At 70.6% G+C, this 26,544-nt stretch carries 31 protein-coding genes; 18 read left to right on the plus strand and 13 right to left on the minus strand.

Annotation, left to right across the window (positions count from 1 at the left end):
* Positions 1-626: AAA family ATPase (locus QMG73_RS36600; protein WP_281903533.1), on the plus strand; the 626-nt coding region annotated here is incomplete at its 5' end.
* A gap of 60 nt (positions 627-686) precedes the next feature.
* Here QMG73_RS36600 and QMG73_RS36605 read toward each other — a convergent pair.
* Positions 687-1,565: an HhH-GPD family protein gene (locus QMG73_RS36605; RefSeq protein WP_281903534.1), complete on the minus strand. Its 879-nt coding sequence runs from the start codon at positions 1,563-1,565 to the stop codon at positions 687-689.
* 41 nt (positions 1,566-1,606) lie between these two features.
* On the opposite strand from QMG73_RS36605, the gene QMG73_RS36610 reads away from it, so the two are divergent.
* The 3 genes from QMG73_RS36610 to QMG73_RS36620 all read left to right on the plus strand — a co-directional run bounded on the left by QMG73_RS36610 (position 1,607) and on the right by QMG73_RS36620 (position 3,459).
* Complete coding sequence (locus tag QMG73_RS36610; RefSeq protein WP_281903535.1) at positions 1,607-2,119, plus strand: glycine cleavage system protein R; 513 nt, start codon at positions 1,607-1,609, stop codon at positions 2,117-2,119.
* Entirely contained in the window at positions 2,116-2,691 is a 576-nt protein-coding gene (locus QMG73_RS36615; protein ID WP_281903536.1) for a peptide deformylase, read from the plus strand. The genes QMG73_RS36610 and QMG73_RS36615 overlap by 4 nt, the downstream gene beginning before the upstream one ends.
* 75 nt (positions 2,692-2,766) lie before the next feature.
* Positions 2,767-3,459 (plus strand): hypothetical protein, encoded by a 693-nt coding sequence (locus QMG73_RS36620; RefSeq protein WP_281903537.1) that lies wholly within the window; start codon positions 2,767-2,769, stop codon positions 3,457-3,459.
* Between the two features lie 4 nt (positions 3,460-3,463).
* Here the strand turns inward: QMG73_RS36620 and disA are convergent, their stop codons facing one another.
* From disA to QMG73_RS36640, 4 genes are all read right to left on the minus strand, one after another.
* The gene (gene disA / locus QMG73_RS36625; protein ID WP_407676905.1) at positions 3,464-4,672 is read right to left on the minus strand and encodes a DNA integrity scanning diadenylate cyclase DisA; all 1,209 of its coding nucleotides are present in this window, start codon (positions 4,670-4,672) and stop codon (positions 3,464-3,466) included.
* Positions 4,673-4,817: 145 nt separating this feature from the next.
* Positions 4,818-6,242 (minus strand): DNA repair protein RadA, encoded by a 1,425-nt coding sequence (radA, locus tag QMG73_RS36630; RefSeq protein ID WP_281903539.1) that lies wholly within the window; start codon positions 6,240-6,242, stop codon positions 4,818-4,820.
* A 224-nt stretch (positions 6,243-6,466) separates the two neighbouring features.
* Positions 6,467-7,174 carry a copper chaperone PCu(A)C gene (locus tag QMG73_RS36635; RefSeq protein WP_281903540.1) on the minus strand — a complete coding sequence of 236 codons (708 nt, stop codon included), beginning with the start codon at positions 7,172-7,174 and terminating at the stop codon, positions 6,467-6,469.
* Between the two features lie 122 nt (positions 7,175-7,296).
* Positions 7,297-8,133 (minus strand): UbiA family prenyltransferase, encoded by an 837-nt coding sequence (locus QMG73_RS36640; RefSeq protein WP_281903541.1) that lies wholly within the window; start codon positions 8,131-8,133, stop codon positions 7,297-7,299.
* Positions 8,134-8,180: 47 nt separating this feature from the next.
* On the opposite strand from QMG73_RS36640, the gene QMG73_RS36645 reads away from it, so the two are divergent.
* From QMG73_RS36645 to QMG73_RS36660, 4 genes are read left to right on the plus strand one after another with little or no spacing between them, the layout of a single operon-like run.
* Positions 8,181-8,927, plus strand: coding sequence for a methyltransferase domain-containing protein (locus QMG73_RS36645; protein WP_281903542.1), 747 nt, complete (start codon positions 8,181-8,183; stop codon positions 8,925-8,927).
* Between the two features lie 27 nt (positions 8,928-8,954).
* Positions 8,955-10,124 carry an acyl-CoA dehydrogenase family protein gene (locus QMG73_RS36650; RefSeq protein ID WP_281903543.1) on the plus strand — a complete coding sequence of 390 codons (1,170 nt, stop codon included), beginning with the start codon at positions 8,955-8,957 and terminating at the stop codon, positions 10,122-10,124.
* Positions 10,118-11,176, plus strand: a complete 1,059-nt coding sequence (locus QMG73_RS36655; protein ID WP_281903544.1) for a type III polyketide synthase — start codon at positions 10,118-10,120, stop codon at positions 11,174-11,176. Before QMG73_RS36650 ends, QMG73_RS36655 begins: the two co-directional genes overlap by 7 nt.
* Positions 11,166-11,615, plus strand: coding sequence for a hypothetical protein (locus QMG73_RS36660; protein ID WP_281903545.1), 450 nt, complete (start codon positions 11,166-11,168; stop codon positions 11,613-11,615). Before QMG73_RS36655 ends, QMG73_RS36660 begins: the two co-directional genes overlap by 11 nt.
* 1 nt (position 11,616) lies before the next feature.
* On the opposite strand, the gene QMG73_RS36665 is transcribed toward QMG73_RS36660, so the two are convergent.
* Positions 11,617-12,375 (minus strand): hypothetical protein, encoded by a 759-nt coding sequence (locus QMG73_RS36665; protein WP_281903546.1) that lies wholly within the window; start codon positions 12,373-12,375, stop codon positions 11,617-11,619.
* A 284-nt stretch (positions 12,376-12,659) separates the two neighbouring features.
* On the opposite strand from QMG73_RS36665, the gene QMG73_RS36670 reads away from it, so the two are divergent.
* The 3 genes from QMG73_RS36670 to ispF are packed head-to-tail and all read left to right on the plus strand — an operon-like array spanning position 12,660 to position 14,413.
* On the plus strand, positions 12,660-13,145 hold the full coding sequence (locus QMG73_RS36670) for a CarD family transcriptional regulator (protein WP_173157315.1): 486 nt from the start codon (positions 12,660-12,662) through the stop codon (positions 13,143-13,145).
* 43 nt (positions 13,146-13,188) lie between these two features.
* Positions 13,189-13,878, plus strand: a complete 690-nt coding sequence (gene ispD, locus QMG73_RS36675; protein ID WP_281903547.1) for a 2-C-methyl-D-erythritol 4-phosphate cytidylyltransferase — start codon at positions 13,189-13,191, stop codon at positions 13,876-13,878.
* Between the two features lie 28 nt (positions 13,879-13,906).
* Positions 13,907-14,413, plus strand: a complete 507-nt coding sequence (ispF, locus tag QMG73_RS36680) for a 2-C-methyl-D-erythritol 2,4-cyclodiphosphate synthase (protein WP_281903548.1) — start codon at positions 13,907-13,909, stop codon at positions 14,411-14,413.
* Here the strand turns inward: ispF and QMG73_RS36685 are convergent.
* Entirely contained in the window at positions 14,377-15,546 is a 1,170-nt protein-coding gene (locus tag QMG73_RS36685) for a homogentisate 1,2-dioxygenase (protein WP_281903550.1), read from the minus strand. The genes ispF and QMG73_RS36685 overlap by 37 nt on opposite strands.
* 159 nt (positions 15,547-15,705) lie before the next feature.
* Here QMG73_RS36685 and QMG73_RS36690 point away from each other — a divergent pair, with 159 nt between their 5' ends.
* The 4 genes from QMG73_RS36690 (at position 15,706) to QMG73_RS36705 (ending at position 19,563) form a co-directional block, all read left to right on the plus strand.
* On the plus strand, positions 15,706-16,563 hold the full coding sequence (locus QMG73_RS36690; protein WP_281903582.1) for a hypothetical protein: 858 nt from the start codon (positions 15,706-15,708) through the stop codon (positions 16,561-16,563).
* Complete coding sequence (fahA, locus tag QMG73_RS36695) at positions 16,550-17,758, plus strand: fumarylacetoacetase (RefSeq protein WP_281903551.1); 1,209 nt, start codon at positions 16,550-16,552, stop codon at positions 17,756-17,758. The genes QMG73_RS36690 and fahA overlap by 14 nt, the downstream gene beginning before the upstream one ends.
* Before the next feature lie 53 nt (positions 17,759-17,811).
* Positions 17,812-18,273 (plus strand): SRPBCC family protein, encoded by a 462-nt coding sequence (locus tag QMG73_RS36700; RefSeq protein WP_281903552.1) that lies wholly within the window; start codon positions 17,812-17,814, stop codon positions 18,271-18,273.
* Positions 18,274-18,384: 111 nt separating this feature from the next.
* Positions 18,385-19,563, plus strand: coding sequence for an outer membrane protein assembly factor BamB family protein (locus tag QMG73_RS36705; protein ID WP_281903553.1), 1,179 nt, complete (start codon positions 18,385-18,387; stop codon positions 19,561-19,563).
* A gap of 97 nt (positions 19,564-19,660) precedes the next feature.
* Here QMG73_RS36705 and QMG73_RS36710 read toward each other — a convergent pair whose 3' ends face one another.
* The gene (locus QMG73_RS36710) at positions 19,661-19,870 is read right to left on the minus strand and encodes a DUF397 domain-containing protein (protein WP_281903554.1); all 210 of its coding nucleotides are present in this window, start codon (positions 19,868-19,870) and stop codon (positions 19,661-19,663) included.
* A gap of 25 nt (positions 19,871-19,895) precedes the next feature.
* Positions 19,896-20,738 (minus strand): helix-turn-helix domain-containing protein, encoded by an 843-nt coding sequence (locus tag QMG73_RS36715; RefSeq protein ID WP_281903555.1) that lies wholly within the window; start codon positions 20,736-20,738, stop codon positions 19,896-19,898.
* A gap of 196 nt (positions 20,739-20,934) precedes the next feature.
* Between QMG73_RS36715 and QMG73_RS36720 the strand changes: the two genes are divergently transcribed.
* Both QMG73_RS36720 and QMG73_RS36725 read left to right on the plus strand, forming a co-directional pair.
* Entirely contained in the window at positions 20,935-21,570 is a 636-nt protein-coding gene (locus QMG73_RS36720; protein WP_281903556.1) for a GOLPH3/VPS74 family protein, read from the plus strand.
* The gene (locus QMG73_RS36725; RefSeq protein ID WP_407676906.1) at positions 21,567-22,160 is read left to right on the plus strand and encodes a GNAT family N-acetyltransferase; all 594 of its coding nucleotides are present in this window, start codon (positions 21,567-21,569) and stop codon (positions 22,158-22,160) included. Before QMG73_RS36720 ends, QMG73_RS36725 begins: the two co-directional genes overlap by 4 nt.
* 7 nt (positions 22,161-22,167) lie before the next feature.
* Here the strand turns inward: QMG73_RS36725 and hisC are convergent, their stop codons facing one another.
* The 4 genes from hisC to hppD are packed head-to-tail and all read right to left on the minus strand — an operon-like array spanning position 22,168 to position 25,880.
* On the minus strand, positions 22,168-23,247 hold the full coding sequence (hisC, locus tag QMG73_RS36730) for a histidinol-phosphate transaminase (RefSeq protein ID WP_281903558.1): 1,080 nt from the start codon (positions 23,245-23,247) through the stop codon (positions 22,168-22,170).
* On the minus strand, positions 23,244-24,128 hold the full coding sequence (locus QMG73_RS36735) for an RDD family protein (protein WP_281903559.1): 885 nt from the start codon (positions 24,126-24,128) through the stop codon (positions 23,244-23,246). The genes hisC and QMG73_RS36735 overlap by 4 nt, the downstream gene beginning before the upstream one ends.
* A complete protein-coding gene (locus QMG73_RS36740; protein WP_281903560.1) occupies positions 24,125-24,712 on the minus strand; it encodes an RDD family protein in 588 nt (195 codons plus the stop codon). The genes QMG73_RS36735 and QMG73_RS36740 overlap by 4 nt, the downstream gene beginning before the upstream one ends.
* Positions 24,713-24,722: 10 nt before the next feature.
* Positions 24,723-25,880, minus strand: coding sequence for a 4-hydroxyphenylpyruvate dioxygenase (gene hppD, locus QMG73_RS36745; RefSeq protein WP_407676907.1), 1,158 nt, complete (start codon positions 25,878-25,880; stop codon positions 24,723-24,725).
* 133 nt (positions 25,881-26,013) lie between these two features.
* On the opposite strand from hppD, the gene QMG73_RS36750 reads away from it, so the two are divergent.
* Positions 26,014-26,505, plus strand: a complete 492-nt coding sequence (locus tag QMG73_RS36750; RefSeq protein WP_281903562.1) for an Lrp/AsnC family transcriptional regulator — start codon at positions 26,014-26,016, stop codon at positions 26,503-26,505.
* Positions 26,506-26,544: the final 39 nt, after the last annotated feature.

Genomic DNA, 26,544 nt, shown 5'->3' on the forward strand with positions numbered 1-26,544 from the left:
AGATCCTCGAAGACGGCCGGCTCACCGATGGTCAGGGACGCATCGTCGACTTCAAGAACACGGTGATCATCCTGACCACCAACCTGGGCACCCGTGACGTCGCCAAGGCGGTGTCGCTGGGCTTCCAGGCGTCGGAAGACTCCGAGGCCAGCTACGACCGGATGAAGCAGAAGGTCAACGACGAGCTGAAGCAGCACTTCCGGCCGGAGTTCCTGAACCGGATCGACGACACCATCGTCTTCCACCAGCTCCGGCAAGACGAGATCCTCCAGATCGTCGACATCATGATCGCGCGGATCGAGACCCAGCTCCGCAACAAGGACATGGGCCTCGAGCTGACCGACAACGCCAAGAAGTACCTGGCAGCCAAGGGCTTCGACCCGGTGCTGGGCGCCCGGCCGCTGCGCCGGACGATCCAGCGCGACATCGAAGACAACCTGTCCGAGCGGATCCTCTTCAACGAGCTGAAGCCCGGTCACATCGTTGTCGTCGACTGCGAGGGCAACCCCGACGATGTCGACAAGTCGAAGCTGGTGTTCCGAGCCGCCGAAAAGCCAGTCGAGGTGCCGGACGCGGTGCCGGCCAACCTGACCGGCAGCAGCGGCACGTCGGAAGACGTCGCCTAACCACTTCCTGATCAGGGCGTCCCCCAAGTCGTAAGAGCAACTTGGGGGACGCCCTGATCTCTATACGTCGCCGGCCAGCGCGTAGCGCTCGCCGTGGCGTTCCACAAGGCCGTCGGCGAGCAGGCTGGCCAGTGCGCGGTCGCGCTGGACGTCGTCGGCCCAGACCAGGTCGAGCCGGGTGCCCGGTACCGGGCCGGTGGCGGCTCGCAGCACCGCCAGCAGCAGTCCGCGTACCTGGCGGTCGGTGCCCGCGTACTGCTGTGGCCGCCGGGTCGGTCCAGTGCTCGCCGGGCGACCGCTGGCCCGCCAGGCGCACGCACCGACCAGCGGGCAGTCGGCGCACTTGGGCGTGCGGGCGGTGCAGATCAGCGCGCCCAACTCCATGAAGGCGACGCTCGCTCGGGCGGCCCGGGCCGGCTCCAGCGGCAGCAGTTCCTCGGTCGTAACCAGGTCGGCCGCGGTCGTGGTGGGCCCGGCATCCGGCTCGCCCTGGCTCGCCCGAGCCACCAACCGCCGGACGTTCGTGTCGACGACCGGGTGCCGCTGCCCGTACGCGAACGCCGCGACCGCCCGCGCCGTGTACGTGCCGACACCGGGCAGGGCGAGCAGCTCATCGAGGTTCGCCGGCACCTCGCCACCATGCCGCTCGACCATCGCCACGGCACACTCCCGCAGGCGCATGGCTCGGCGCGGGTACCCCAACCGTCCCCACATCCGGATCGCCTCGGCAGGGGTGTCAGCCGCCAGCGCGGCCGGGGTCGGCCAGCGCGCCATCCACGCCTCCCAGGCGGGCAGGACCCGTGACACCGGGGTCTGCTGGAGCATGACCTCGCTGACCAGTACGCCCCACGGGGTGGCGTCGGGCCCGCGCCAGGGCAGGTCACGGGCGTTCGCGTCGTACCAGCGGATGGCCGCCTCGGCCAGGTCTGTTGTCGGCATAGCGCGCTCGATCCTGTCATGCCGGCCGGTAGGCTGCACCGGTGAGTGAGCTCGCCATCACCGTGATCGGGCACGACCGTCCCGGCATCGTCGCTGACGTGGCCGAGGCGCTCGCCAAGCTGGGCGCCAACCTCACCGACTCCACGATGACCCGGTTGCGCGGCCACTTCGCGATGACACTGATCTGCAACGGTCCGGCCGCTCCCGAGGTCGAGGCGGCCCTGGAGCCGCTGGCGGCTGGCGGGCAGCTGCTGGCGACGGTACGGGAGGTGCGCCCGGAGACCGGTGCAGCCTCGGCTGGCGAGCCCCACCTGATGAGCGTTCACGGCGCCGACCGGCTCGGCATCGTCGCGGCCGTGACCCGGGTACTGGCCGAAGCCGGCGCCAACATCACCGACCTGACCACCCGGCTGGCCGGCCCTCTGTACGTGCTGATCGCCGAGGTCGACCTGCCACCGGGCAGCGCCGAGGCGGTCTCGGCACGCCTCGACGAGGTCGCCGCCCGGCTCGACGTCGACGTGACCCTCCGCCCCGCGGAGACCGACCTGCTATGACCGATCCGTTAGACCCTGCTGTGACCGATCCGCTGGACGGCTGGGCTGTCGAGGTGCTGGGCGAGCCCGGCGACGTCCTACCCGTGGTGACGGCGCCGGATGCCGTGCTGAGCCGCGCTGGCGCCGAGGTCGACCCGACCGACCCCAAGGTGATCCGGTTGGCCGCCGACCTGATCGCCACGATGCGCGTCTCACCGGGGTGCGTGGGGCTCGCGGCGCCGCAGGTGGGCGTACCGGCACAGGTGTTCTGCGTCGACGTCGTCGGTCACCCCAAGACGGCGACGGTGCACGGCACCTTCGCGCTCTGCAACGCGAAGGTCGTCGAGGCCAGCAGGTGGCGCCCCGGCCGCGAGGGCTGCATGTCGGTGCCCGACCTGACCGGTGACGTGAAGCGCGCCGGTCGGGTGGTGGTCGAGGCGGTCCTGCCGGGCACCGGCGCGCCCGTGCGGATCACCACCGACGCGTTCGAGGCGCGGGCGCTCCAGCACGAGATCGACCACTGCGCGGGCCTGCTGTTTCTCGACCGGGTAGCGGGCGCTCACGCGGTGTATCAACGCAAGGTCTATCTGTAACTGTCGTTGTGATAGTGGTTCGGTACGGCGCGTCGCTCGGATTCTGGTGCGGCGCACCGATACCGTGAGTGCATCATGCGACTGACGGTTGGCCCCCTTCCATCCGCCGTCTACTGGCGGCGCCGGGCAGTGGTGCTCGGCGCTCTCTTCATCGTCCTTCTCGTGCTCTTCACCACCTGCGGTGGTCCGGACGACTCCAACGCGAGCAAGACCGGCGCCACTCCGAGCCCCAGCGCGGGCTCGCCGCAGCCGTCGCCGTCCGTGTTGACTCCGGATGCCAGCGGGAGCCCCACGGCGGCGCCAACCACGCCGCCGGTCGACGATCCGGAGCCGACCACCGCCGCGACGTCCGCGGCCGCGCCGCCCGCTGGCGACGAGGTCTGTACGGACGCCGAACTCAAGGTGACGCCGGTGCCGGAGCTCACCACTGCTCCCGCCGGCAAGACCTTCCTCATCCGGCTGAAGATCAAGAATGAGTCCGACCGCACGTGCACCCGCGACGTCGGTCCGGACCTGCAGGAGATCTACATCAAGCAGGGCGCACGGACGATCTGGTCGTCCGACAAGTGCGGCACCTACAAGGGATCCAACCCGGAGCAGTTCACGCCGAGCTTCGAGCGCGAGTACACCGCCACGTGGAACGGCCAGATGAGCACGAGCTGCTCGGGCGCCAGCGCCAACGGCGGCGCCCCGAAGCCGGGGCAGTACGAGGTGTACGGCAGGGTCGGCACCGATACCAGCGTCGCGGTCAAGCTGACGCTGACCTGAGCTGTTATACGTACCGCTCCAGGATCGACGCCTCGGCGAGCCGTGACAGGCCCTCGCGCACCCCACGGGCCCGCGCGTCGCCCACCCCGTCGACCGCCTGCAGGTCTTCGACCGTGGCGCCGAGCAGCCGCTGAAGGCTCCCGAAGTGCCCGACGAGCCGGTCGACCACCGAACTCGGCAGCCGCGGCACCTTGGCCAGCAGGCGGAACCCGCGCGGGCTCACCGCCGCGTCGAGTGAGTCGGAGGCGCCCGGGTATCCGATCGACTTGGCCACCGCCACCAGGTCGATGAGCTCGGTGGCGGTGAGCAGGTCGAGCTCGACCAGCCCTTCGTCGAGCGTGCGGGCCTTGCGGCCGCTGGGCAGGTAATCGCGGATGACCAGCGTGCGGTCGGCGTCGACACCCGCCATCAGCTCGTCGAGCTGCAGGGCGAGCAGGCGGCCGTCGGTGCCGAGCTCGACCACGTATCCAGCGATTTCGTCGGCGATCCGGCGCACCATTTCGAGCCGCTGGACCACAGCCACCGCGTCGCGCACGGTGACCAGGTCTTCGATCTCCAGCGCCGACAGCGTGCCGGACACCTCGTCGAGCCGCAGCTTGTAGCGCTCCAGCGTCTGGAGCGCCTGGTTGGCGCGGGACAGGATGGCCGCGGAGTCGTCGAGCACGTGCCGCTGCCCGTTGACGTACAGGCCGATGATGCGCATCGATTGGCTCACCGAGATGACCGGGTATCCGGTCTGCTTGGCGACGCGCTCCGCGGTGCGGTGCCGGGTGCCCGACTCTTCCGACGGGATCGACGGGTCGGGCATCAGGTGCACGGCGGCCCGCACGATGCGCGTGCCGTCGCTGGACAGCACCACCGCACCGTCCATTTTGCACAGCTCGCGCAGCCGGGTGGCGGAGAACTCCACGTCGAGCGGGAAGCCGCCGGTGCACAGCGACTCGACGACCTTGTCGTGCCCCAGCACGATCAGGGCACCGGTGCGGCCACGCAGGATGCGCTCGAGGCCGTCGCGCAGGGCCGTGCCGGGCGCCATCAGGGCCAGGTTGGCGCGCAACGGGTCGCCGCTGGGCGTCGGATTGGGACCACCGTTGGGCTCAGCGGGCGTCGTAGGCGCTGCCGGGCTGACCGCGCGCGCGGGCGGGCCGACCACGCCCGCGCGGCCGGTCAGGCTCGCGGCGGCGGTTGGTTTCGCATCGCGGTCGATCGGCACGGGCACAGTCTACGGACCGTCATCCGGCTCTGCTGCTGGGCCTCGCTGCGCTCCGCGCGCCTGGGAGCCGCCCTGTAGCCGCCAGTCGCTTCGGTCGCTGCGCTCCCTGCGCTTGGTGGCGGCTGCGGGCGGCGGGCGCACTCGCTCACTCGGCTGAGGCGCGGGCGGCCCACTGGAGTGCGGCGCGCACGTCGGCCACCTCGACGACGCGCACGCCATCGGGGGTGACTCCGGTGGTCTCGGGGCCACAACCGGGCGGTACCAGCGCGAACTTGAACCCGAGCCGGGCCGCCTCGGCTATGCGGCGCGGGACCGCTCCCACCCGCCGGATCTCGCCGGTGAGCCCGACCTCGCCGATCGCGATGAGGTGCGGCGCGATCGCGAGGTTGAGGCCGCCCGACGCCACGGCGAGGGCGACCGCCAGGTCGGCTGCCGGCTCGACGACCCGGATGCCACCCACCGTCGCCGCGAACACCTCGCGGTCGTGCAGGGTGAGCCGCTCGGTGCGGCGCTGGAGGACCGCGAGAACCATGGCGAGCCGCGCGCTGTCGAGCCCGGAGACGGTGCGGCGGGGCGAACCGGCGACCGTGGCACCGATCAGCGCCTGAACCTCGGTGACGAGCGCACGGCGGCCCTCCATCGCCACGGTCACGCAGGTGCCCGGCACGGGCTCGGCGTATCGGGTCAGGAAGAGGCCGGACGGATCGGGCAGGCTGGCGATGCCGCGCTCGTGCATCTCGAAGCAGCCGACCTCGTCAGCGGTGCCGAACCTGTTTTTGACGCCACGCACCAGCCGGAGCGACGAATGCTTGTCGCCCTCGAAGTGCAGCACCACGTCGACGAGGTGCTCCAGAACCCGAGGACCGGCGACCGTGCCCTCCTTGGTCACGTGCCCGACCAGCACGATGGCGATGCCGCGTTCCTTGGCCACGCCGACCAGCGCGGCGGTCACCGCGCGCACCTGCGTCACGCCCCCCGGCACGCCCTCGGTGCCGGGCATGGAGATGGTCTGCACGGAGTCGAGCACCAGCAGGCCCGGCTTGACCGCGTCGAGGTGCCCGAGCACGGCGCCGAGGTCGCTCTCGGCGGCGAGGTAGAGCTGCTCGTGCAGCGTGTCCATGCGCTCGGCCCGCAACCGCACCTGGCTCACCGACTCTTCGCCGCTGACCACGAGCGACGGGCTGCCCGCGTTGGCGGCCCACTGCTGGGCCACGTCGAGCAGGAGCGTGGACTTGCCGACGCCGGGCTCACCGGCCAGCAGCACGACCGCGCCGGGAACCAGACCGCCACCCAGGACCCGGTCGAGCTCGCTCACACCGGTCGGGCGGGCCTTGGCCGGCGCGGCGCTGATCTGCGCGATCGGCCGGGCCGGCTCGGCGGGCGCCCGGGAACTGACCACCCGACCAGCCACGACCGGCCCCGTCGTGGACTCGATGACCGAGCCCCACTCGCCGCACTCGGGGCACCGGCCCACCCACTTGGGCGGCTGGTGCCCGCAGGCGTCGCACTCGAAGGCCGGGCGCGGCTCGCGGGCGGCCGGCCTCGTGCGGGGAGCTGATCGTGACGTCACGCCGGCAACGTACCGGAGCACACCGACGATTTAGCGAGCGCGCGCCGCCCGCTGAGCCTTAGAGCCTGGTAAATAACCCGCTGGCCGGCTACGGCGGGCCCAGACGACGACCGGCGGCGTTGCCGTTCCGTCCGGATACAACACCGGTATCCGAACAAAACGGCGCCTTGCCGGATCGCCGCCTGGACTCCGCCTCGCTCGGCCGGGGGTTATTTACCAGGCTCTTAGTGCTCTTCCTCGCTGACCTCGGCGTGCTCGCGCGCCGCGGGCGACAGCGGGATGCCGACCGGCACGGACAGGTCCAGTGTCCGGCCGTTGCCGAAGTCGAAGACCAGGTCGACGTTCATGCCGGGCTTGAGCGGCTGCTTCAGGTCGACAAGCCGCAGGTACTCGCCGGCGGCCTCGGTGAGGACGGCGAACTGGCCGGCGGCGATCTCGATGGTCGCCGGCCGTGCCGGGCGTGCGGTGGGCGACGGCGACGCGGACGGCGACGCGGAGGCCGAGGGCGAGGGCGAGGGCGAGCCGGACGCCGAGGGTGACGCGGAAGCGGACGGCGAGGCGGAAGCCGAAGGCGAGACCGACTCGGACGGTGACGGCGACGGCTCTTCTTCCTCGTCACCGCCGGCCAGGGCGACCGAGCCGGCGTCCTCGCTGGCCACCGTGATGGTCACCGTCACGGCCCGCTGGGTCTCGTTGAAGATCCGGACGTCCAGCGGCGCGTTGTCGCCGGCCTCGTACCCCTCCGGGTTGTCGTACACGACCACCGCGTTGCGGACCGACAGGATGCCGTCCTCGGTGGTGACATCGCCGCTGGCGCCCGGCACCGCGGCGACCTTCTCCGCGGTCTCGGCGATCTGGCCTACGCCACAGCCGGAAACCAGCAGGGTGGCGGCAGCAGCCGCACCGGCCAGCAGCGTCATGGAGCGCCTCACGTCGATCCTCCCGTTTCGGAAGCGTTGTGACCGCGCCCAGCGTAGTTGCCGGTGATCGGTCGCCCCGCGCCGCCCCGCCGGCTGCGCACGCGATACCGCCGCCGAGGGAAGCCGGGCGTGCCTCACACCACGCGGCCGCTGGCCACCAGCAGGATCACGTCGATGAGCGCGACCACGAGCACCGCGCGGAACAGGACGACGGGACGGGCACCGCGGGCGGTCGCGACGCGGCCGGCGTACCAGGCGGCGGGCAGGACCACGGCGGCGAGCACGACCGCTCCGACACCCGCCCACGACGGCGGGCCGGGCGGTCCGAAGACGAGCGTGACGGTCGTCGCGAGCAGCAGCACCGCGGCGGCCGCGCGGGAGGCGCCGGGCCCGATGCGGTGTGCCAGGCCGCGTACGCCGGTGCGGGCGTCGTCGTCGAGGTCGGGCAGGACGTTCGCGAAGTACGCACCCGCACCCAGCAACGAGCCGGCCGCGACGATCCACGCCGGCGGGTTCGGTGCACCGGGCAGAGCGAGGACCACGAACGCGGGCAGCGCTCCGAACGACACCGCGTAGGGCACGACGGAGATCGGCGTGAACTTCAGCGGCCAGTTGTAGAGCAGCGCGCTGACGAGGGCCGCGGTGGCGCACAGGCCGGCCCGCCAGCCGGACGCGAACCCGAGCACCGGTGTCGCAGCGGCCGCCACCAGCCCCGCGACGCCGACGGCGCGCCGGCTGACCGCTCCCGTGGCGAGCGGCTTGTCGGTCCGCCCGACGGTGCGGTCGCGGTCGGCGTCCAGCCAGTCGTTGATCCAGCCGACCGCCAACTGGCTGGCGAGCACGGTGGCCGCCACGAGGACGACGCCGCCCGGTCCGTGCCCGACGCCGATCGCGAGGAGCGTCGCGGCGGCGGTCACCGCCAGCCCCGGCTCCGGATGGCAGGCGCGCAGAAGTCCCCACAGCGTGCGCATGGTTCGAAGTCTGGCCGTTACCGGTGAGTCGTGCCACGCTCGATCACATGCGTACCCTGCCGCGCAATGATCCACGGCAGTACGACGACCTGGCCGGCGAGTGGTGGCGACCCGATGGCGCGTTCGCGATGTTGCACTGGTTGGCGCAGGCGCGTGCCCGCCTGATACCGCCGGCACCCCGCCCCGGGGCGGTACTGGTCGACATCGGCTGCGGCGCCGGCCTGCTCGCGCCCCACGTGGCCGGCAAGGGGTACCGGCACGTGGGTGTCGACGTGACCCGCTCGGCGCTGGAGCAGGCGGCCACGCACGGCGTCACGCCCGTGCTGGCCGACGCCGCCGCGCTGCCGCTGATGGACGGTTGCGCCGACGTCGTGGCGGCCGGCGAGATCCTCGAACACGTTCCCGACCTGCCGGCCACGGTCGCCGAGGCGTGCCGGGTACTCCGGCCGGGCGGCCTCCTCGTGCTCGACACGCTGAACGCGACGCCGCTGAGCCGGCTGATCGCGGTCACGATCGCCGAGCGCCTCCACGGCGTACCGCGTGGCCTGCACGATCCGGCATTGTTCGTCGATCCGCGGGTACTGCGTGCCCAGTGCGCCCGGCACGGCGTGGCGCTGCGGGTGCGCGGCGTACGCCCAACCGTTCCAGCCGTCGCCGGCTGGCTCGCCGGTACGAGCAACCGACGGGGTCGGATCGTCCCGACCTGGTCCACCGCTGTGCTCTACCAGGGCCGCGGAGTGAAAGAGGCCGCTGTGCTCTACCCGGGCCGCGGAGTGAAGCAGGTCGCGGAGTGAAGCAGGTCGGAGTGAGGGAGGCAGGGCATGGCGGTTGAGGCGGTCACGGCCGCGAGCCGGCTGGCGCCACGGCTGTCCGCGCGGGCGGCGAAGCACGACCGGGACGGCTCGTTTCCGGTCGACGACTTCGCGGACCTGCGCGGCGCGGGGCTGTTCGGGCTGATGGTGCCGCGTGCGCTGGGCGGTGCCGAGGCGGGCTTCGCGCAGTACACGGCGGTGGCGTACGAGTTAGCGCGCGGCAACGGGGCGACGGCGCTCGTGTTCAACATGCACGCCTCTGTCACCGGGGCACTGGGCGCGGTCACCGAGGAGGTCGCGGAGTCGCTGGGCGTACCCGACGAGGCGCTGGCCGCCCGCGATCGGATGCTCGCCCAGGCGGCTGCCGGATCCTGGTACGGCGTGGCGATGAGCGAGCGCGGCGCCGGCTCGCGGCTCTCCAAGCTGTCCACCTCCTACGAGCCGGTCGACGGCGGGTACCACATCAAAGGGGCGAAGACGTTCTGCTCCGGCGCGGGCCACGCCGACGCCTATCTGGTGGCCGCCCGGAGCGCCGCCGACCAGTCGGTGGTGTCGCAGTTCCTGGTACCGGCGACCGTCGACGGGCTGCACGTCGAGCAGACCTGGGACTCCCTCGGCATGCGCGCCACCGCCTCGCACGACCTGCACCTCGACGTGGTGGTACCCGAAGACACCCTGCTCGGCGGCGTTGAAGGGCTGGCCCTGGTGGTCGCGCAGCTCATGCCGCACTGGCTGATCGCGAGCTACGCGGCCGTGTACGTGGGAGTGGCCCAGGCGTCGATCGACGCGGCGGTGGAGCACGCGAACGCGCGCGGCATCAGCGAATTGCCAGCGGTGCGGGCCCGGATCGGTCGGGCCGACGCGGCGGTCGCGGCCGCGCGGCTCGCCGTGGCCGAAGCCGCCCGCCGGGTCGACGAGGAGCCCGGCGAGGCCGAGACCAACCGCTGGGTGTGGCGGGCGAAGCTGCTGGCCGGTACGACCGCCGCCGAGGTGGCCGCGTCGATGCTGGAGGCGGCCGGCACGTCCGCGACCCGGCGTGGCCATCCACTGGAACGGCTGTACCGCGACGCGCGATGTGGCTCACTCCACCCGGCCACCTCGGACGTCTGCGCCGACTGGCTCGGCATCGCCGCGCTGGGCGGCGATCCGGACCGTGACGGAACAGCCCCCCGATGGTGAGCGCGACGATCACGGGACTCGGCATCGCGCTGCCACCGTCGTCCGCCCAGGACGAGCTGTGGGACGGCTTCTTCGCGGACCACTACGCCGGTCCGACCCGCGCCCTCGCACAGCGGATCTTCGCCAACTCGGGCGTGCGGACGAGGCAGGCGGTGGTCAGCCCGCTCCTCGAAGACGTGTCCGGCTGGCCGACCGAGCGGCGCATGCAGCGGTACCTGGTCGAGGCGCTGCCGCTCGGCAAGGAGGCGGTCGACAGGGCGCTCACCGACGCCGGGCTGAGCGCCGCCGAAGTCGGGCTCTTCGCGGTGTGCTCGTGCACGGGGTACGTCACGCCGGGGCTCGACATCCTGCTCGCCCGCGACATGGGCATGGCACCGGACACCCAGCGGCTCTTCGTGGGGCACATGGGCTGCTACGCGGCGCTGCCCGGGCTGGGCACGGTGTCCGACTTCGTGACCGCGCGCGGGCGGCCCGCGCTGCTGCTGTGCAACGAGCTGACCAGCCTGCACGTGCAGCCGGCCGCCGCGCGGGTGGACACCCAGCAGATCGTCGCGCACGCGCTCTTCTCGGACGCCGCGGCCGCCGTCGTGGTCGTTCCGGGCGCGGCATCCGGGTACGCCGTCCGTGAGGTCGCCGCTGTCACCGATACCTCGACCGCCGACCACATGACCTGGGACGTCACCGATCTCGGCTTCCGGATGGGGCTCTCGCCACGGGTGCCGCAGGTGCTGTCGCAGCACGTCGCCGGGCTCGTCGACGCCATGCTCGCCCGGCACGGCCTCGTAAGGTCCGATGTGGACGGTTGGGCGGTGCACCCCGGTGGGCCGCGCATCCTCAACGTGGTCGAGCGGGAGCTGGCGCTGCCCGCCAGTGCGCTGGCCGCGTCCCGGTCCACGCTTGCCACGTACGGCAACTGCTCCTCGCCAACGGTGCTGCTGATCCTCGATGCGTTGCGGCGCCGGCCGGACCCACCTCGGCGGGTGCTGACGCTCGCTTTCGGGCCGGGCCTGACCCTGTACGCTGCCCTGCTGGAGGGGGCAGTTGCGCGGTAGCGACCGGCTGAGCCTGGTCATCCTGGTGATCGCAGCCACCGGTGTGCTCGTCTTGGGCACCTGGTGGTGGGTGGCGAACGCCCCGGTCCAGCCCGCGAGCGCCACACCCACACCGGCGCCCACGCCCGTCACGTCCGTTTGGGAGCAGCCCGATCCCATCGCACCCACGGTGCAGCGTGTCAGGGGCGGCACCGTCCAGGTCCACGTGTTCGATGCCGACCCGGGCCTGCGGTACCGGCTCCAGTACGTCTGCTTCGGACCAGGTGCGATGACCCTCACGGTTCAGGGTGCGGAAGGCGGCACCCAGATCCACGACGTCGACTGCGAGGGCAGCTTCGGCGAGGTCGAGCTGAGACCGGCTCAGAGCCAGATCCAGGTGGCGGTCGAGCGCCCGGATGGCGAAGACGGCCAGGTGGACCTGCGCCTCGAGGTGGACTGACTCAGACCAACACGGCGAGGTCTGCCCGGAAGTCCTCGATCGACGTGGTGGCCGCGACGGTGCGGCGGATTTCGCCGGTGCCGGAGACCAGGAGCACGATCGCGGCCGTGCCGGGCGTCCCGAGCCGCAGCTGGCCCCGTAGCTCACCGGTGGGGTCAGCGAGCGTGCGCACCACCGCCGTGCCGAACTCGGGCGCTCTCGGCGTACTGGCGCGCGGCGTCGGTGCCGCCGCACCGGTCACCGTGATCACGGTGATCCCGGCACGGGCCGCGGTGGCCGTGTCGGCGACCAGGTCGGCACACTCGCAGCCGTCGGTGAGCAGCACGGCGGCTGGCAGGAGACCGCGCAGCGAAACGGGTGAACCGTCGACGTCGATGAGGTCGAGCGCCGGCACGACCGGGCTCGGTGTGGCCACAGCCGTGTGCTCGACGGCTGGTTCGAGCCGCTGCCCCGGCCAGATCATCGCGAGGAGGCTGGTGAGCGTGGCCAGTACGGCGATCGACATGATCATCAGCGGCACGCGCAGCGAGGTCTCCGACCCTTTCCCGCCCCGTGGCGCGCGGCCGAGCCGGCGCCGCCATGCCTCGCGCCGGGCCTGCCGCTGAAGGTCGCGCCGGACGGCCGCGATCTCCTCGGCGAGCTCGCTGGGATCGTCGGGGATGATGACGGTGCCCCACTCGGGCGGCAGGTCGGGAACGCCATCCGACGGCCCGCCACCGTCGTGCGGCGAGCCACCGTTGCCGTTGCCCCTAGTTCCCATGGCGCACCCTGCCCGCTCACCGCGATGTCGATCGGGGTCTACCCCTCAGGGTCTCGCACCTGGGCTTGGATCGCCAGGGGGTGCCGCTCCTTACGTGATCTCCCGAGGCCCTCATCGCGTGAGGTATTGGTCACTCTGTGTGGCGGATCAGCTCGATGTTTGCTGTGTCAAGCTGAAGAAAGACCTGTCACAAGGCCCCTGAGCTGCACTAACGGTAAGGGCCAGGGTGGGACATCGGTGCCTGAGCGTGTTACCCTAGACACAGCGAAAGGGGTTTCGAACCTATGGTTTTCAGTGTCGGCGAGACCGTTGTTTACCCCCACCACGGGGCCGCACTCATCGAGGCAATCGAGACTCGGGTCGTCAAGGGCGAGGAAAAGCAGTACCTCGTCCTCAGGGTCGCTCAGGGTGACCTGACGGTGCGGGTGCCCGCCGAGAACGCCGAGATCGTTGGCGTGCGTGAAGTTGTCGGTGAAGAGGGCCTTGGCAAGGTCTTTGACGTCCTTCGTGCTCCCCACACCGAGGAGCCGACCAACTGGTCGCGGCGTTACAAGGCAAATCTGGAAAAGCTGGCTTCCGGCAACCCTCTCAAGGTCGCCGAGGTTGTTCGTGATCTTTGGCGCCGCGAGCGGGAGCGGGGCCTGTCGGCGGGTGAGAAGCGCATGCTCGCCAAGGCGCGCGACATCCTGGTCGGCGAGGTGGCGCTGGCGGAAAAGAGCACCAAGGACGAGGCGGAGGTCCTGCTCGACAAGGTCCTCACCGAGGCCTGACGCTTTCCCAGCTGTCAACAGTTCTCAAACCCGGGACCGCGACGTGACCGCGCAGCTAAACCCGCGCGGTGACGTCGCGGTCCTGGTTCCTGCGGCCGGTGCTGGCGTACGGCTGGGTCCCGGTGGGCCCAAGGCACTCCGGCTGCTCGGCGGTGAGCCCCTTCTGGTCCACGCGGTGCGGCGGGTCGCAGCGGCTCCCTCCGTACGGACGATCGTGGTGGCCGCGCCGCCTTCCGAGGTGGCGGCGGTGCGGCACCTGCTCGCCTCTGTGGCCGCGGTGACGGTCGTGGCCGGTGGGGCCGAACGCCAGGAGTCGGTCGCGCTCGCTCTCGCCGCTGTGCCGGCCGGTCCGGAGATCATTCTCGTGCACGACGCGGCCCGGGCGCTCGCGCCTCCGGAGCTGTTCGAGTCGGTGGCCGCCGCCGTGCGCGCCGGCCGGCCCGCGGTGATCCCCGTCCTCCCGGTGGTCGACACGGTCAAAGAGGTCGATGCCGGCGGTGTCGTCCTGGGTACGGTCGACCGCTCGGCGCTCCGGGCGGTGCAGACGCCACAGGGCTTCCAGCGCGCGGTGCTCGCGGCCGCGCACGCGGGGGCGGCTGGAGCGCTGACCGACGACGCCGGCCTGGTCGAGAAGCAGGGCATTCCGGTGACCTGCGTCGACGGCCATGAACACGCCCTGAAGATCACCCGCCCCTTCGACCTGGCGGTAGCCACGCTCCTCCTGCCCTCGTGATCGCCGCCCGTGGCAGTAGGCTCGCGCAGTGATCGTTCCGCGTGTCGGTGTGGGTACCGATGTGCACGCCTTCGCCGCCGGCCGGCCGTGCTGGGTCGCCGGGCTGGAGTGGCCGGGCGTCACTGGCCTCGCTGGTCACTCCGACGGTGACGTGGCCGCACATGCCGCCTGTGACGCGCTCTTCTCCGCCACCGGTCTTGGCGATCTTGGTGCGAACTTCGGCATCGACCGCCCGGAATGGACGGGCGCGTCAGGCGTGGCGCTGCTCGCCGAAGCCGCCCGGCTCGTCCGCGCGGCCGGCTTCGAGATCGGCAACGTGTCGATCCAGGTGATCGGCGTACGGCCCAAGATCGGTACGCGCCGCGCGGAAGCCGAGAAGATCCTCTCGGGCGCCGCCGGGGCGCCCGTCACGGTCTCCGGTACGACGACCGACGGCCTCGGCCTGACCGGTCGCGCCGAGGGCCTGGCCGCGATAGCCGTCGCCGCCGTATACGAGCCTCAGGACAGGGAGCGGCCGGCCCAGGTCCAGGCGTAGCCGGTGTCTTCGCTGGCCAGCGCCGCCTCGCAGAGGTCGAGCGGCCGGAACGTGTCGACCATCACGGCCAGCTCGTCGAAGTACTCCGCTCCGATCGCCCGCTCCACCGCGCCGGGCTGCGGCCCGTGTGTGAAGCCCGACGGGTGCAGCGAGATCGATCCCTGCTCGATCCCCGAACCGCGCCGCGCCTCGTAGTTGCCGCCGGTGTAGAACATCATCTCGTCGGAGTCGACGTTGTGGTGGTTGTACGGCACCGGGATCGCCAGCGGGTGATAGTCGACCTTGCGGGGCACGAATGAGCAGATCACGAAGTTCGGCCCCTGGAACGTCTGGTGTGCCGGTGGCGGCTGGTGCACCCGCCCGGTGATCGGCTCGAAGTCGTGGATCGAGAACGCCCACGGGTACAGGTGACCGTCCCAGCCCACCACGTCGAACGGGTGGTTGGCGTACACGAAGCGGGTCCAGCCGCGCCTGTGTTGGACGTACACCTCGACGTCCGAGCCTTCCATCAACAGGGGGCCGGACGGGCCGCGGACGTCGCGTTCGCAGTACGGCGAGTGCTCCAGGAACTGGCCGCGCACCGACAGGTACCGCTTCGGGGGGCCGATGTGCCCGGTCGCCTCGATGGTGAGCAGCCGGAGTCGCTCGCCGGTCGGCACGATCCGGTGGATCACCGACGTCGGGATGATCACATAGTCGCCGCTAGCCACGTCGAGCGTGCCGAACGTCGACTCCACCCGTGCGGTGCCCTCCTCGACGTATAGGCACTCATCGCCGATCGCGTTGCGGTAGAGGGGCGACGGCCGGTCGGCGACCACGTACGAAATCCGGACGTCGTCGTTGGCGAGCAGGTGCTGGCGGTCGAGCACCGGGTCGCCGCCGCCGCTGTCGAGCTTGTGGGTGCGCAGGTGGCGGGGTTTCAGCGGCCGGTTGGGAGTGCGCGTCCAGCCCGTCGGGTCGTACTCCTCGGCGGCCACGATCGCGGTCGGCAGGTGCCGGTGATAGAGCAGCGACGAGTCGGAGGAGAAGCCCTCCTGGCCCATCAGTTCCTCGGCGTAGAGGCTGCCATCCGGCGCGCGGAACTGCGTGTGGCGCTTCGGGGGTACCTCTCCGGCACTGCGGTAGTAGGGCATGGCTACCACCCTCCGTTACGTTCCATTTACCGAGTGGTCGGCTCACCGGCCGAAAGCGTCCGTTTATCGGACGCTGTTGTCCGCTTCCTGTAGCGTCCATTAGGTTCATTGTCCGTGTCAACCGGCCCCGCTGGCTCCCACAGTCCAAGCCCGCCCTACATACCCGCGCTCTTCGCAGGGCTCGTGGACGACGCCGCGGTGTTCCCGCCGGGCAGCGCCACCGTGCCCGACGCGGTCACCGGGCACCGCGAGCACCGCGTCGCCTGGTACGCGGACCTCGTAGGCCCCCTCCTCCTGCCGGCCTCCGCGCTCGCCTCGGTGCGGCCCGACGAGCCCCTTGCCGTCGGCGTGGTCGCCGACGGCGGCATCGACGCGCTGCCACCGGCCGTCGAGACGGCCGACCCGCGCGTGGAGATCCGGCAGGTCGAGGTCGCGGTCGCGAAGCGCGGTGAAGATCCGGGGCCGGGCCTGCGCCGGCTGCTCACCCTCCTCGCCGGCTGGCCATTTATCGGGTACGCGGAACTACCGCTCACCTGGGGCCTGTTGGCGGCTCTGGACACCCTTGCCGAGGCGCGTGCCGCCGGCGTGCGGGTGGCCGCCAAGTTCCGCACCGGTGGGCTGGCCGCCGAGCTCTTCCCCACGCCGGTCGAGCTGGCCGCCGTGCTGTGCGCCTGCCGCGACCGCGACCTGCCCTTCAAGCTGACCGCCGGGCTGCACAACGCCCTGCGCCACACCGACCCGGAGACCGGGTTCGTGCACCACGGCTTCCTCAACGTCCTCGTAGCCACCGCGGCCGCGGTCGACGGTGCCGAGGTGGCCGACGTGGCCGAGCTGCTGGCCGCTACCGATCCCGTGCCGCTGATCGAGCCCGCGCGGGCCCACCGAGACCGCCAGCGGCCGCTCTGGGTCGGCTTCGGCTCCTGCAGCATCATGGAGCCGCTCACCGACCTGATCCGGTTCGGACTTGTCAACGGGGGATATGGGGGCGACGGGGGATATGGCGATGTGGAGCACTGACTCACCGTTCGGCCCGCACAACCTGCCGTACGGGGTGTTCCGGCACGGCGGGCGGCCGCCGCGCATCGGCGTACGCATCGGCGACAGCGTGCTGGACCTCGACGGCGCGGAAGCGGCCGATCTGATCCTCGCCGGCGGCGCGTTGCGGCGGCCGGTGTTGAACGAGTTCCTCGCGCTCGGCCGTCCTCAGTGGACCGCCGTGCGGCACCGGATCGCGGAGCTGGTGACCCGTGAAGAGCATCGCGCCGAAATCGAGCCGCTGCTGGTGCCGCTGGCCGAGGTGGAGCTGCTGCTGCCGTTCGCGGTGGGCGACTACGTCGACTTCTACTCGTCGGAGCACCACGCGATGAACGTGGGCCGCATCTTCCGTCCTGAGCGTCCCGCCCTCCCGCCGAACTGGAAGCACCTGCCGATCGGCTATCACGGCCGGGCCGGCACCGTCGTGGTCTCCGGCACCCCGGTGGTGCGCCCGTCCGGGCAGCGGTCCACCCCGGAGGGCCCGGTCTTCGGCCCATCGATCCGGCTCGACATCGAAGCCGAGGTCGGTTTCGTGGTCGGAGTACCGTCCAACCACGGCGAGCCGGTGCCGCCCAGCCGCTTCGCCGAGCACGTCTTCGGCGTGGTCCTCGTCAACGACTGGTCGGCGCGCGACATCCAGGCGTGGGAGTACCAGCCGCTCGGCCCGTTCCTGGGCAAGTCGTTCGCCACCTCGGTGTCGCCGTGGGTGGTGCCGCTGGAGGCGCTGGCCGGCGCGTGGGTGCCGGCGCCGCACCAGGATCCGCCGGTGCTCGACTACCTGCGCGACGATCCGCACGTCGGGCTCGACCTGCGGTTGGCGGTCGACTGGAACGGCACCCGGATCAGCGAGCCGCCGTTCGCGTCGATGTACTGGACACCCGCCCAGCAACTCGCCCACCTCACGGTCAACGGCGCGTCGCTGCGCACCGGCGACCTCTTCGCCTCGGGCACCGTCTCGGGCCCGGAGAAGCGGCAGACCGGGTCGCTGCTGGAGCTGACCCTCGGCGGCGCCGAGCCGGTGCGGCTGGCAGGCGGCGCCGAGCGGACGTTTCTCGAAGACGGCGACACGATCACGATCAGCGCGACCGCGCCTGGTTTGGGCGGAACCGTCGTGGATCTGGGCGAGGTTACCGGCACCGTCAAGCCGGCTGTCACGATAGCGTCACTGTCGGTTTAATCCATTGGGATCATCGTAAGGCGTCCGTACTGTGATAGGCGGGGGAGGCGCTCATGTCTACGGTGGCAGTGACACGGTTGATAGACGCGCCGGTGGCGCGCGTATGGCGGGTCTTCACCGACCTGCCGTCCCGAGCCGACTGGCTCTCCACTGTGGACGCGATCGAGGTGGTGACGCCCGGTCCGTTCGCCGCCGGCACGATGTGGCGCGAGACCCGCACCATGCCCGGTGACGTGCAGGTCACCGAGGAGTTCACGGTGTTGCGGAGCAGCCCGCCGACCCGCTTCGCGGTGGTGTCGCCGGGGATCGGCGTCGACTACCGGATGACATACACGTTCACGCCGGTCGAGGTCGGCAGGCACCGGGGCGGCACCGCGGTCACGGTCGTCCAGGAGGGCGCGCCGTCCGCGCCGAGCGGCCGGCTGCTGGCGCTGGTCTTCGGTGGCCTCGCGGCTCGCACGGTCGAGGGAGCTCTCCGCCGCGACCTGACCGACCTGGCCTTCGCCGCCGCCTGAGCCCCCACCCACCCGCCCACCCAGCTCCCTCGTGATCAGGGCGTCCCTGAAGTCGTTAGGGCGACTTGAGGGACGCACTGATCACGAAGTGGGCGCGCATAGGGTGAGGGCATGCGTAGGTGGCTGGTGGCACTGGCCGTGGCTGGCGTCCTGGCGGCCACGGGCCTGGTCGCGTACCACGTTTTCGCGCCCGCCGAGGTGGCCGACCTGGCGAGCGACCCGTACCCAGACGCTCCAGAGGCTCCGCCCGGCGTGATCGGCTCGATCGCACCCGCACCGCTGATCGTCGACGGGCGCCTGCGGGTATACGCGGCCACCCGGCAGGTGCGTGCCGACGGACCCGTGGACGCCCGGACGCAACGCACGCCGTACTGGTCGTATCGCCGCTGGCCGGCTCAGGTGGTCGGTGTGGTGGCAGTGGGTACCACAGTGGTCAGCCGGTGGTCCGACGGCGATCTGGTGGCTCTGGACGGCCGCACGGGACGGATCTCGTGGCGCTCGTCGGGGCGACTGCCCGAGGCGGCTGGATACGACGGCGGCACCACCGGAGCTCGCACCGTGTACGAGCCGGACGGGATGGCGACCGCGGCTGGCCGGGTGATGGTGCGGGAAGCGGGCCAGGTGCGCGCTTTCGCCGCGGCGACCGGGCGCGTGGTGTGGCGCACCAATGCGACGGACTGCGACGGTTTCACTACAGCGGGCGGCTGGTACGTCGTGCCGTGCGGGATTCCGCGGTTCTACGACATCGCAAACGGCCAGCCGATCAACTGGGCCCCGCCGGAAACGGTTGCCACATTCGGCATCGAGCCCGTGGGATGTGACGTGGCGCTTTCAGAGTGTGCGGGAATGCGCACTAATAGTGGTGGGACCGTGCGCGGCTGGCTCGTCGAGGGCGCGACGCCGGTTGCCGCTCCCGCTCTGGACGCACCGAACTCCACCGTGGCGGGTGACGTCGCGATCGCGGTGAGCAATGACGAAGTGGTGGCCCGATCGGTTCCCAACAACACTGAAATTTGGCGCTGGCGCGGAAAACCCAATATCGCTGAGCTGCTTCCGATGGAGACCGGCGCGGTGCATTTTCTGACCGCGGATCGGCAGTTGGTGACGTTGGATGCCGCAAGTGGACGCGAACGATCCCGCTTTGTGCTCGCGTACGGCCGAGAGCGCACCCATTGGGTGCCTGGGCACGTTGCGGTGCGAGATGGGTTCGTAACGGTAGAGCGGATGGCGCCAACGGGCGGGCCGGAGGACTACTTCTCCGTTGTACCGATCATCATCGCGCGCACCTAAGAGGTTCACCGTCAGCGAGCGAATGGGGGCACCGGGTGAGGTGCCCCCAAAAAGCAAACAACGGCCCCCCTAGGAGAGCCGTTCGAACGTGCAGCCGTCAGTCGTGGAGATCGAAATCCCCGTTCTTGGTGCCCGCGACGAACGCACTCCACTGAACCGGAGTGAACTGCAGCACCGGTCCACTCCGGTCTTTCGTGTCGCGTACCGCGATCTCACGGTCGAGGATCGCGATCTCTACGCAGTTACCGTTCCCGCTACTGCGCGTGCTCTTGCGCCACACCGCGCGGGTCAGGTCCAGGGCGGCCATTCCGCACCCCTTGTCCCTAGAATGATTACGGACGGTTGCGAGAGGCGTCGCGAATCTTGGCGATCGATTCGTCGGGAGGGAGCGCCATTTTGCGCAGCCTCTCGTGGACGAGTGTATACCCGCGCACGTGATCCTGCTCTTCCAAAGCTTGCCCGTTGGTCAAATTCTCCAGGTACACGACCGGGTCGTCGGCTGCGTCGGGAAAGCTTATGATCACGTAGGGTGTTGTCATCGCCGGATGGCCGCCGCTTTCAAAGGGCAGTACCTGAATAGTCACGTTAGGTAGCTCTGATAGTTCAACCAGATGATCTAGTTGTCGACTCATTACGCGGTCGCCGCCCACGGAACGCAAGAGCACCGCTTCGTTGAGTACGGCCGACACCTCGAGCGGCGATTCGCGGTGCAGCACGTCTTGCCGCCTGATGCGCGCCGCCACCTTCTTGTCGATATCGTCTTCGCCGGCCGTGATCTGGTAAACGGCACGCGCGTAATCCTCGGTCTGCATGAGGCCCGGAACCGTCTCCGCCTCATACGTCCAAATGGCCGCCGCCTCGGCTTCCAGGCCGACGTAGAACTCGAACCACACGGGCAGTACGTCGCTGTAGTTCTGCCACCAGCCGCGTTGTTGTGCCCCACGAGCGATCTCGATGAGGGCTTCCGCGTCGACGCCGGTGACCTGGTACAGCGCCAGGGCGGCACGAACATCGCGGGGCTTGATGCCGATTTGTGCGTTCTCTATGCGAGACAGGTTGCTCTTGGACATGTCGAGTTGGCGAGCCGCCTGCTCCAGGTTCATGCCGGCGCGCTCCCGCAACTGGCGGAGCTCGCGGGCGATGCGGCGGCGGCGAACTGTAGGGCTTCCAGACACGGCAGCGAGTTTCGCATTTCTATGCATCGCGCGCTACCAAGGTCCACTGAAGACAGAAACGGGAGTTGCATTGCATGTAGTTCCGGTGCATTCTGGTGTGGCTACCGGGTCTTGACGCATCTGTCAAGACACTGGGCACCGGTGGGCCTGTCCAGCTTGCGTCTGTTGTGGAGTCGACCGTCTGCGGGGGGACTACATGGTCAGCACGAGGCCAGCCACCAGGCTTCGCATCGCCGACGAACTCTTCCTCATCGCCTACGACCGTGCTTCGGCGCGCCCGCGCTCCGCGCCGTGGGTAAGCGGGCCCGGCATGGCCGCCGCGCTGCTCGGTGAGCTGGTTCTCGACGGCAGCGTCACGATCGCCTCCGGGCTGCTCGTCGCCGTCGACCGCTGGCCGTCAGCCGATCCGGAGGCACATCCGGTGCTCTCTCAGATCGCCGCGGAGCCGCGGCACCTGCCCGTGTGGCGGTGGCTCGACCTGCTCGGTCCCGGCGCGATGGACGCGGTGGGGCAGCGAATGGTGCGAGCCGGCCGCGCCCGGCGGAGCGAAACCCGGCGGCTGTGGCGCACCACCGTCCGGTACTGGCCGGTCGACGGTGACGCCGCCAACGCATGCGTGGCCCGCCTGCGCGACGCGCTCGACAGGGAGTCCGCCATGACCGTCGACGACGTGACGCTCGCGGCGCTGGTGGGCGCCATCGGCCTCGGGCCCGAGGTGCTAGGTGACCGCGCCGGCCAGGATGTCCTGGCGCGGCTCACGGCCACGCTGCCGGCCCCGCTGCACGAGCTGGTCGTCCGGGTCCAGGCCGCCGTGGGCGGCGTCGCGGGATGAGGCACATGTCGATCGTGCGAGCCGAACCGGCCGAGGCCGGCTGCATCGCGGACACGATCGCGGACGCCTTCCAGCACCTCGGCGTGTTCGTGTGGCTGGTGCCACCGCGCAGCGAGCGGCGCCGGATACTGCGTGACCACTGCCAGATCCTCGTCGAGCACGCCCTGTCGTACGGCGAGGTGCACGTTACCGACGACCGGACCGCGGTCGCGGTGTGGTTCGCGCGTGACGGCCGGCCGTTGCCGCCGCCAGACGACTACGACCAGCGGCTGTCGAGCGCCTGCGGCCGGTGGACAGACCGCTTCCAACTGGTCGACCGGCTACTCGACGCCCACCGCCCGTGGCAGCCGCACCACTACCTGGCGAGCCTCGCCGTCCGCCCCGAGCGGCAGGGCGAGGGCCTCGGTTCCGCCCTGCTGCGGCACTACCACGCCCAGTTGGACGCCGACGGCACCCCTGCGTACCTGGAGGCGAGCAGCCCGCCCAGTCGCGATCTCTACGCGCGGCACGGCTACCGGCCTGGTGAGCCGTTCGCGGTGCCCGACGGCGCGCCGTACTGGCCGATGTGGCGCGAGCCCACCCCGCTCTAGGTAAGCCTCAGGCGAGTGCTGCCTCGGCGGCCGCCAGGAACGCGTCGTTCTCCGCCGGGGTGCCGATCGTGACGCGTACGCCGTCGCCCTGGAACGGGCGCACGATCACGCCCCGCGCCTCGCACGCCGCACCGAACGCCGCGGACTGGTCGCCGAGCGGCAGCCATACGAAGTTCGCCTGGCTGTCCGGCACCTCGATGCCCAGCTTGCGCACCGCCTCGGTGACGCGGTCGCGCTCGGACACGACGAGGGCGCACCTGCGGTGTACCTCTTCGGACTGCTGGAGCGCGGCGAGGGCGGCCGCCTGTGCGGTCGTACTGGTGGAGAAGGGCGTCACCACCTTGCGCACGGCGGCGGCCACCTCCGGCTGCGCCACCAGGAAGCCGATCCGCAGGCCGGCGAGGCCCCACGCCTTGGAGAGCGTGCGGAGCACGACGACGTTGGGCCGGTCGCCGTACGCGCGCAGGCCGTCCGGCACGTCGGTGTCGGTGACGAACTCGCGGTACGCCTCGTCGAGCACCACCAGCACGTCGTCGGGGACCGCGTCGAGGAAGCGGTCGAGCTGCGCGCGCCGCACGCTGGTGCCGGTCGGGTTGTTGGGATTGCAGACCAGGACCATCCGGGTGCGGTCGGTGATCGCGTCTGCCATGGCATCGAGGTCGTGCCCGTGGCCAGCGTTGTTGGGCACCCGCAGGCTTGCCGCTCCGGTCGTCGCCGCGATGATCGGGTACGCCTCGAAGGAGCGCCACGAGTAGAGGATCTCGTCGCCGGGCAGGCAGGTGGCGCGCGCCAGGTGCTCGCACAGCGCCACTGAGCCGCAACCGGTCGCGACCCGGTCCAGGTCGACGCCGTGCCGCTCGGCGAGCGTGGTCCGGAGCGCCAGCACGCCCATGTCGGGGTACCGGTGCACGGTGCTGGCGGCCTCGGTGATCGCCTCGACCACGCCGGGCAGCGGCCCGTAGGGCACCTCGTTGCTCGCCAGCTTGATCGCCTCGGAGAGGCCCAACTCGCGGGCCAGATCGGCGGGGCTGCGGCCGGGCACATAGCTGGGCAGCGCATCGAGGTCGGCGCGGGTAAGTCTCGTCATGTCGTACCTCCGGGCTGTGCTGGCGGTGCCGGTTGTGCGGTGCCGGGTCTGGGCAGCTCCACGACGACCGTATGGGCGGACTTGTCGTGCAGCGCCTGGTAGAGCGGGCGGTCGAAGAGCAGGTAGACGCAGTCGACGATCTGCAGGATGAAGCCGACGCAGCACAACCACAGCAGGGTCGGCAGGCCAAGGGTGTTCCAGCGGCGGAACGACCGGCCGAAACCGAGCCGCTCGGTGCTCTCCATCCGCACCACTTTGATGCCCATGATGCGCTTGCCGATGGTCTGGCCGGTATTGGCGGTGGCCGGTACCTCGTACGCGAACCACAGGGCGGTGGCGATCAGCAGGATCACGATCTGGAGGCGACCCGCCTGCGGGCTGGCCTCGGGCAGGTTCTCGAACCAGTTCTGGCCCTCCAGCATGCGCTCGTTCATCGCCCGGTACAGCGGCGCGATCTCCTGGGCGTACCGGTAGACGAACCATCCGTTGACGACGACGTTGAGCAGCAGGACCAGGAGGAAATCGATGAGCCTGGCCACGAACCGGGCGCCCACCGAGGCCAGTCGCATGCCGTGGGGCTGCGGCGGTGGCGTGGGTGGCCGGTACCCGAACTGCGGAGGTCCGGCGAGCGGTGCGGGAGGTCCGGGCGGTGACGACGGTCGGCCGTTGACGGGCGGCGGCGGTGACATCGGCGCCGGGAGCGCGACCGGCGGCGGCGCGACAGGCGGGGGGACGGCGGGAGGCGGCGGTGGCTCCGGCGGCGGGCCGAGCGGCGGTGTGGCGTCGGCCGGCAGCGATGTGCCCACCCAGCCTTCGCCGTCCCAGTAACGCTGGGTGCTCGGTTCGGCCGGATCCTTGTACCAGCCTGGTGCGACGCTCACGCAGGAACCTTAACTACCACGGTCTGGGCGAACTTGTCGTGGAGGCACTGAAGGTACGGCTTGTCCCAGAGCTGCCACAGTCCGTCGAGGTAGCTGAGGAAGGGTACGAGCGCTCCGGCCACCTGGAACACGAGCCACCGCTTGGCGGCGTGCGACCGGGTGAGCGTCGCGCCCGGGTCGAGCGGCACCACCTTGATCCGCATCGCCTTCTTGCCGTAGGTCTGGCCCGAGCGGAACATCATCTCCACGTAGTAGACGTACGTCAGCACCAGCGAGACCGCGAAGACGCCGGCCTCCAGCAGCAGGAACGGCACGATGAACCCCGCGAAGTCGGGCCCGGTGAGCGTGCCGTCCGGTGCGACCTCGAAGTTGTCGGCCATGGCCACGATGAAGATCACCATCGCGGGCACGATGAGCACCATCGCGACGGCCAGGAAGATCCCGGCGTCGATCAGGTACGCCAGCAGCCGGTCGGTGAAGCTGGCGAGCGGCTGCCCGCCGGGGCTCGTCGGCGGCGGTGGCAGCGGTGGCGGTGGCGGTGCCCACGGCGGTGGCGTCGTAGGAAAGGGTGGAGGCTGCGTCACGCGGACAGTGTTACAGGTTGCCGCGACGCTCCTGTTCCCGCTCGATGGCCTCGAAGAGCGCCTTGAAGTTGCCCTTGCCGAAGCCGAGCGAACCGTGCCGCTCGATCAGCTCGAAGAACACCGTCGGCCGGTCCTGGGCCGGCTTGGTGAAGATCTGCAGCAGGTACCCGTCCTCGTCCCGGTCGACCAGGATGCGGCGGGACCTGAGCTCCTCGATCGGCACCCGCACCTTGCCGATGCGGGCGCGCAGCGCCGGGTCGTCGTAGTACGAGTCCGGGGTGGCCAGGAACTCGACGCCAGCGGTACGCATCGCGTCGACGGTCGCCAGGATGTCGTTGGTGGCGAGCGCGATGTGCTGGGCGCCCGGCCCGCCGTAGAACTCCAGGTACTCGTCGATCTGCGACTTGCGCTTGCCGACCGCCGGCTCGTTGAGGGGGAACTTCACCTTGCGGGTGCCGTTAGCCACGACCTTCGACATCAGCGCGGAGTAGTCGGTGGCGATGTCGTCGCCGATGAACTCGGCCATGTTCGTGAAGCCCATGACCCTGTGGTAGAACTCCACCCACTCGTCCATCTTGCCCAGTTCGACGTTGCCGACGATGTGGTCGACGGCCTGGAAGAAGCGCTTGGGCTGGAGGCCCGCCTCGATCATCGGGCGGCGGTTGAAGATCGGCTCCCGGCTGACGAAGCCGGGCAGGAACGGCCCGCGGTAGCGGGACCGGTCGACCAGCGTGTGGCTGGTGTCGCCGTACGCCGCGATCGTGGCGCACCGGACGGTGCCGTGCTCGTCGGTGAGGTCGTGTGGCGCGCTGCGCCCAGTGGCGCCCTGCGCGAGCGCGTGGGCGTACGCCCGGTCGACGTCCGGGACCTCCAGGGCGATGTCGACGACCCCGTCGCCGTGGCGGGCGTGATGGCGGGCGCCGGCCACATCGGCCCGTACCGCCCCCGAGATCAGGAATCGCGCCGAGCCGCTGACCAGCACGTACTCGGCGTAGTCACGGAAGCCCTGCTCGGGTCCCCGGTACGCGACGCAGGTCATGCCGAAGGCGGTCGAATAGTAGTGGGCGGCCTGCTTGGCATTGCCGACCATGAAGTGCACGTAGTCGAGCCCCGTGACCGGGAACGGGTCGCGCGAGACATCCTGCGGAGCGGCCATCACTTGAGTCATTTGTCGCCTACCACGCGAGCGAAGCGAGCGCCAGTTAGCTCAGTCATGTGACGAGCATCGCCAAGCCGCGCTGGCCTGGGCAACTGGTGCGTGAAACCCTGGTCAGGTTGCACATTTGGTAGCGTCGTTGGGCATGAACGATGAGCAAAGTGTCCAGTTGGATGCGCTCGACGCCCGGCTCATCGCACTCCTCACGGCGGAGCCCCGCATCGGGGTGCTGGAGTGCTCGCGCCGGCTGCGGGTGGCCCGCGGCACCGTGCAGGCGCGGCTCGACAAGCTCGTGGAGCGCGGTGTGATCCGTGGGTTCGGGCCAGACATCGCGCCGCCGGCGATCGGGTTCGCGGTCACGTCGTTCGTGACCCTGGAGATCATCCAGCGGCACGGGCACGACCCGGTCGCCGCGCACCTCGCGGCCATTCCCGAGGTGCTGGAGGCGCACACGATCACCGGCTCCGGCGACCTGCTCTGCCGCATCGTGGCCCGGTCGAACGCCGATCTCCAGCGGGTGATCGACCAGATCGTCTCGCACGAGGGGATCGTGCGAGCGTCTACGCTCATCGCGCTCGCCGAGCAGATCCCGTACCGGACGCTGCCTCTGGTGCGCTCCGCCACCAAAAACGTCTAAGTGATCATATATCCCATCGACACGGGCGGATCGCGGTCG

Origin of the sequence: Phytohabitans aurantiacus (genome assembly GCF_027923225.1) — a bacterium.
GTDB lineage: Bacteria > Actinomycetota > Actinomycetes > Mycobacteriales > Micromonosporaceae > Phytohabitans > Phytohabitans aurantiacus.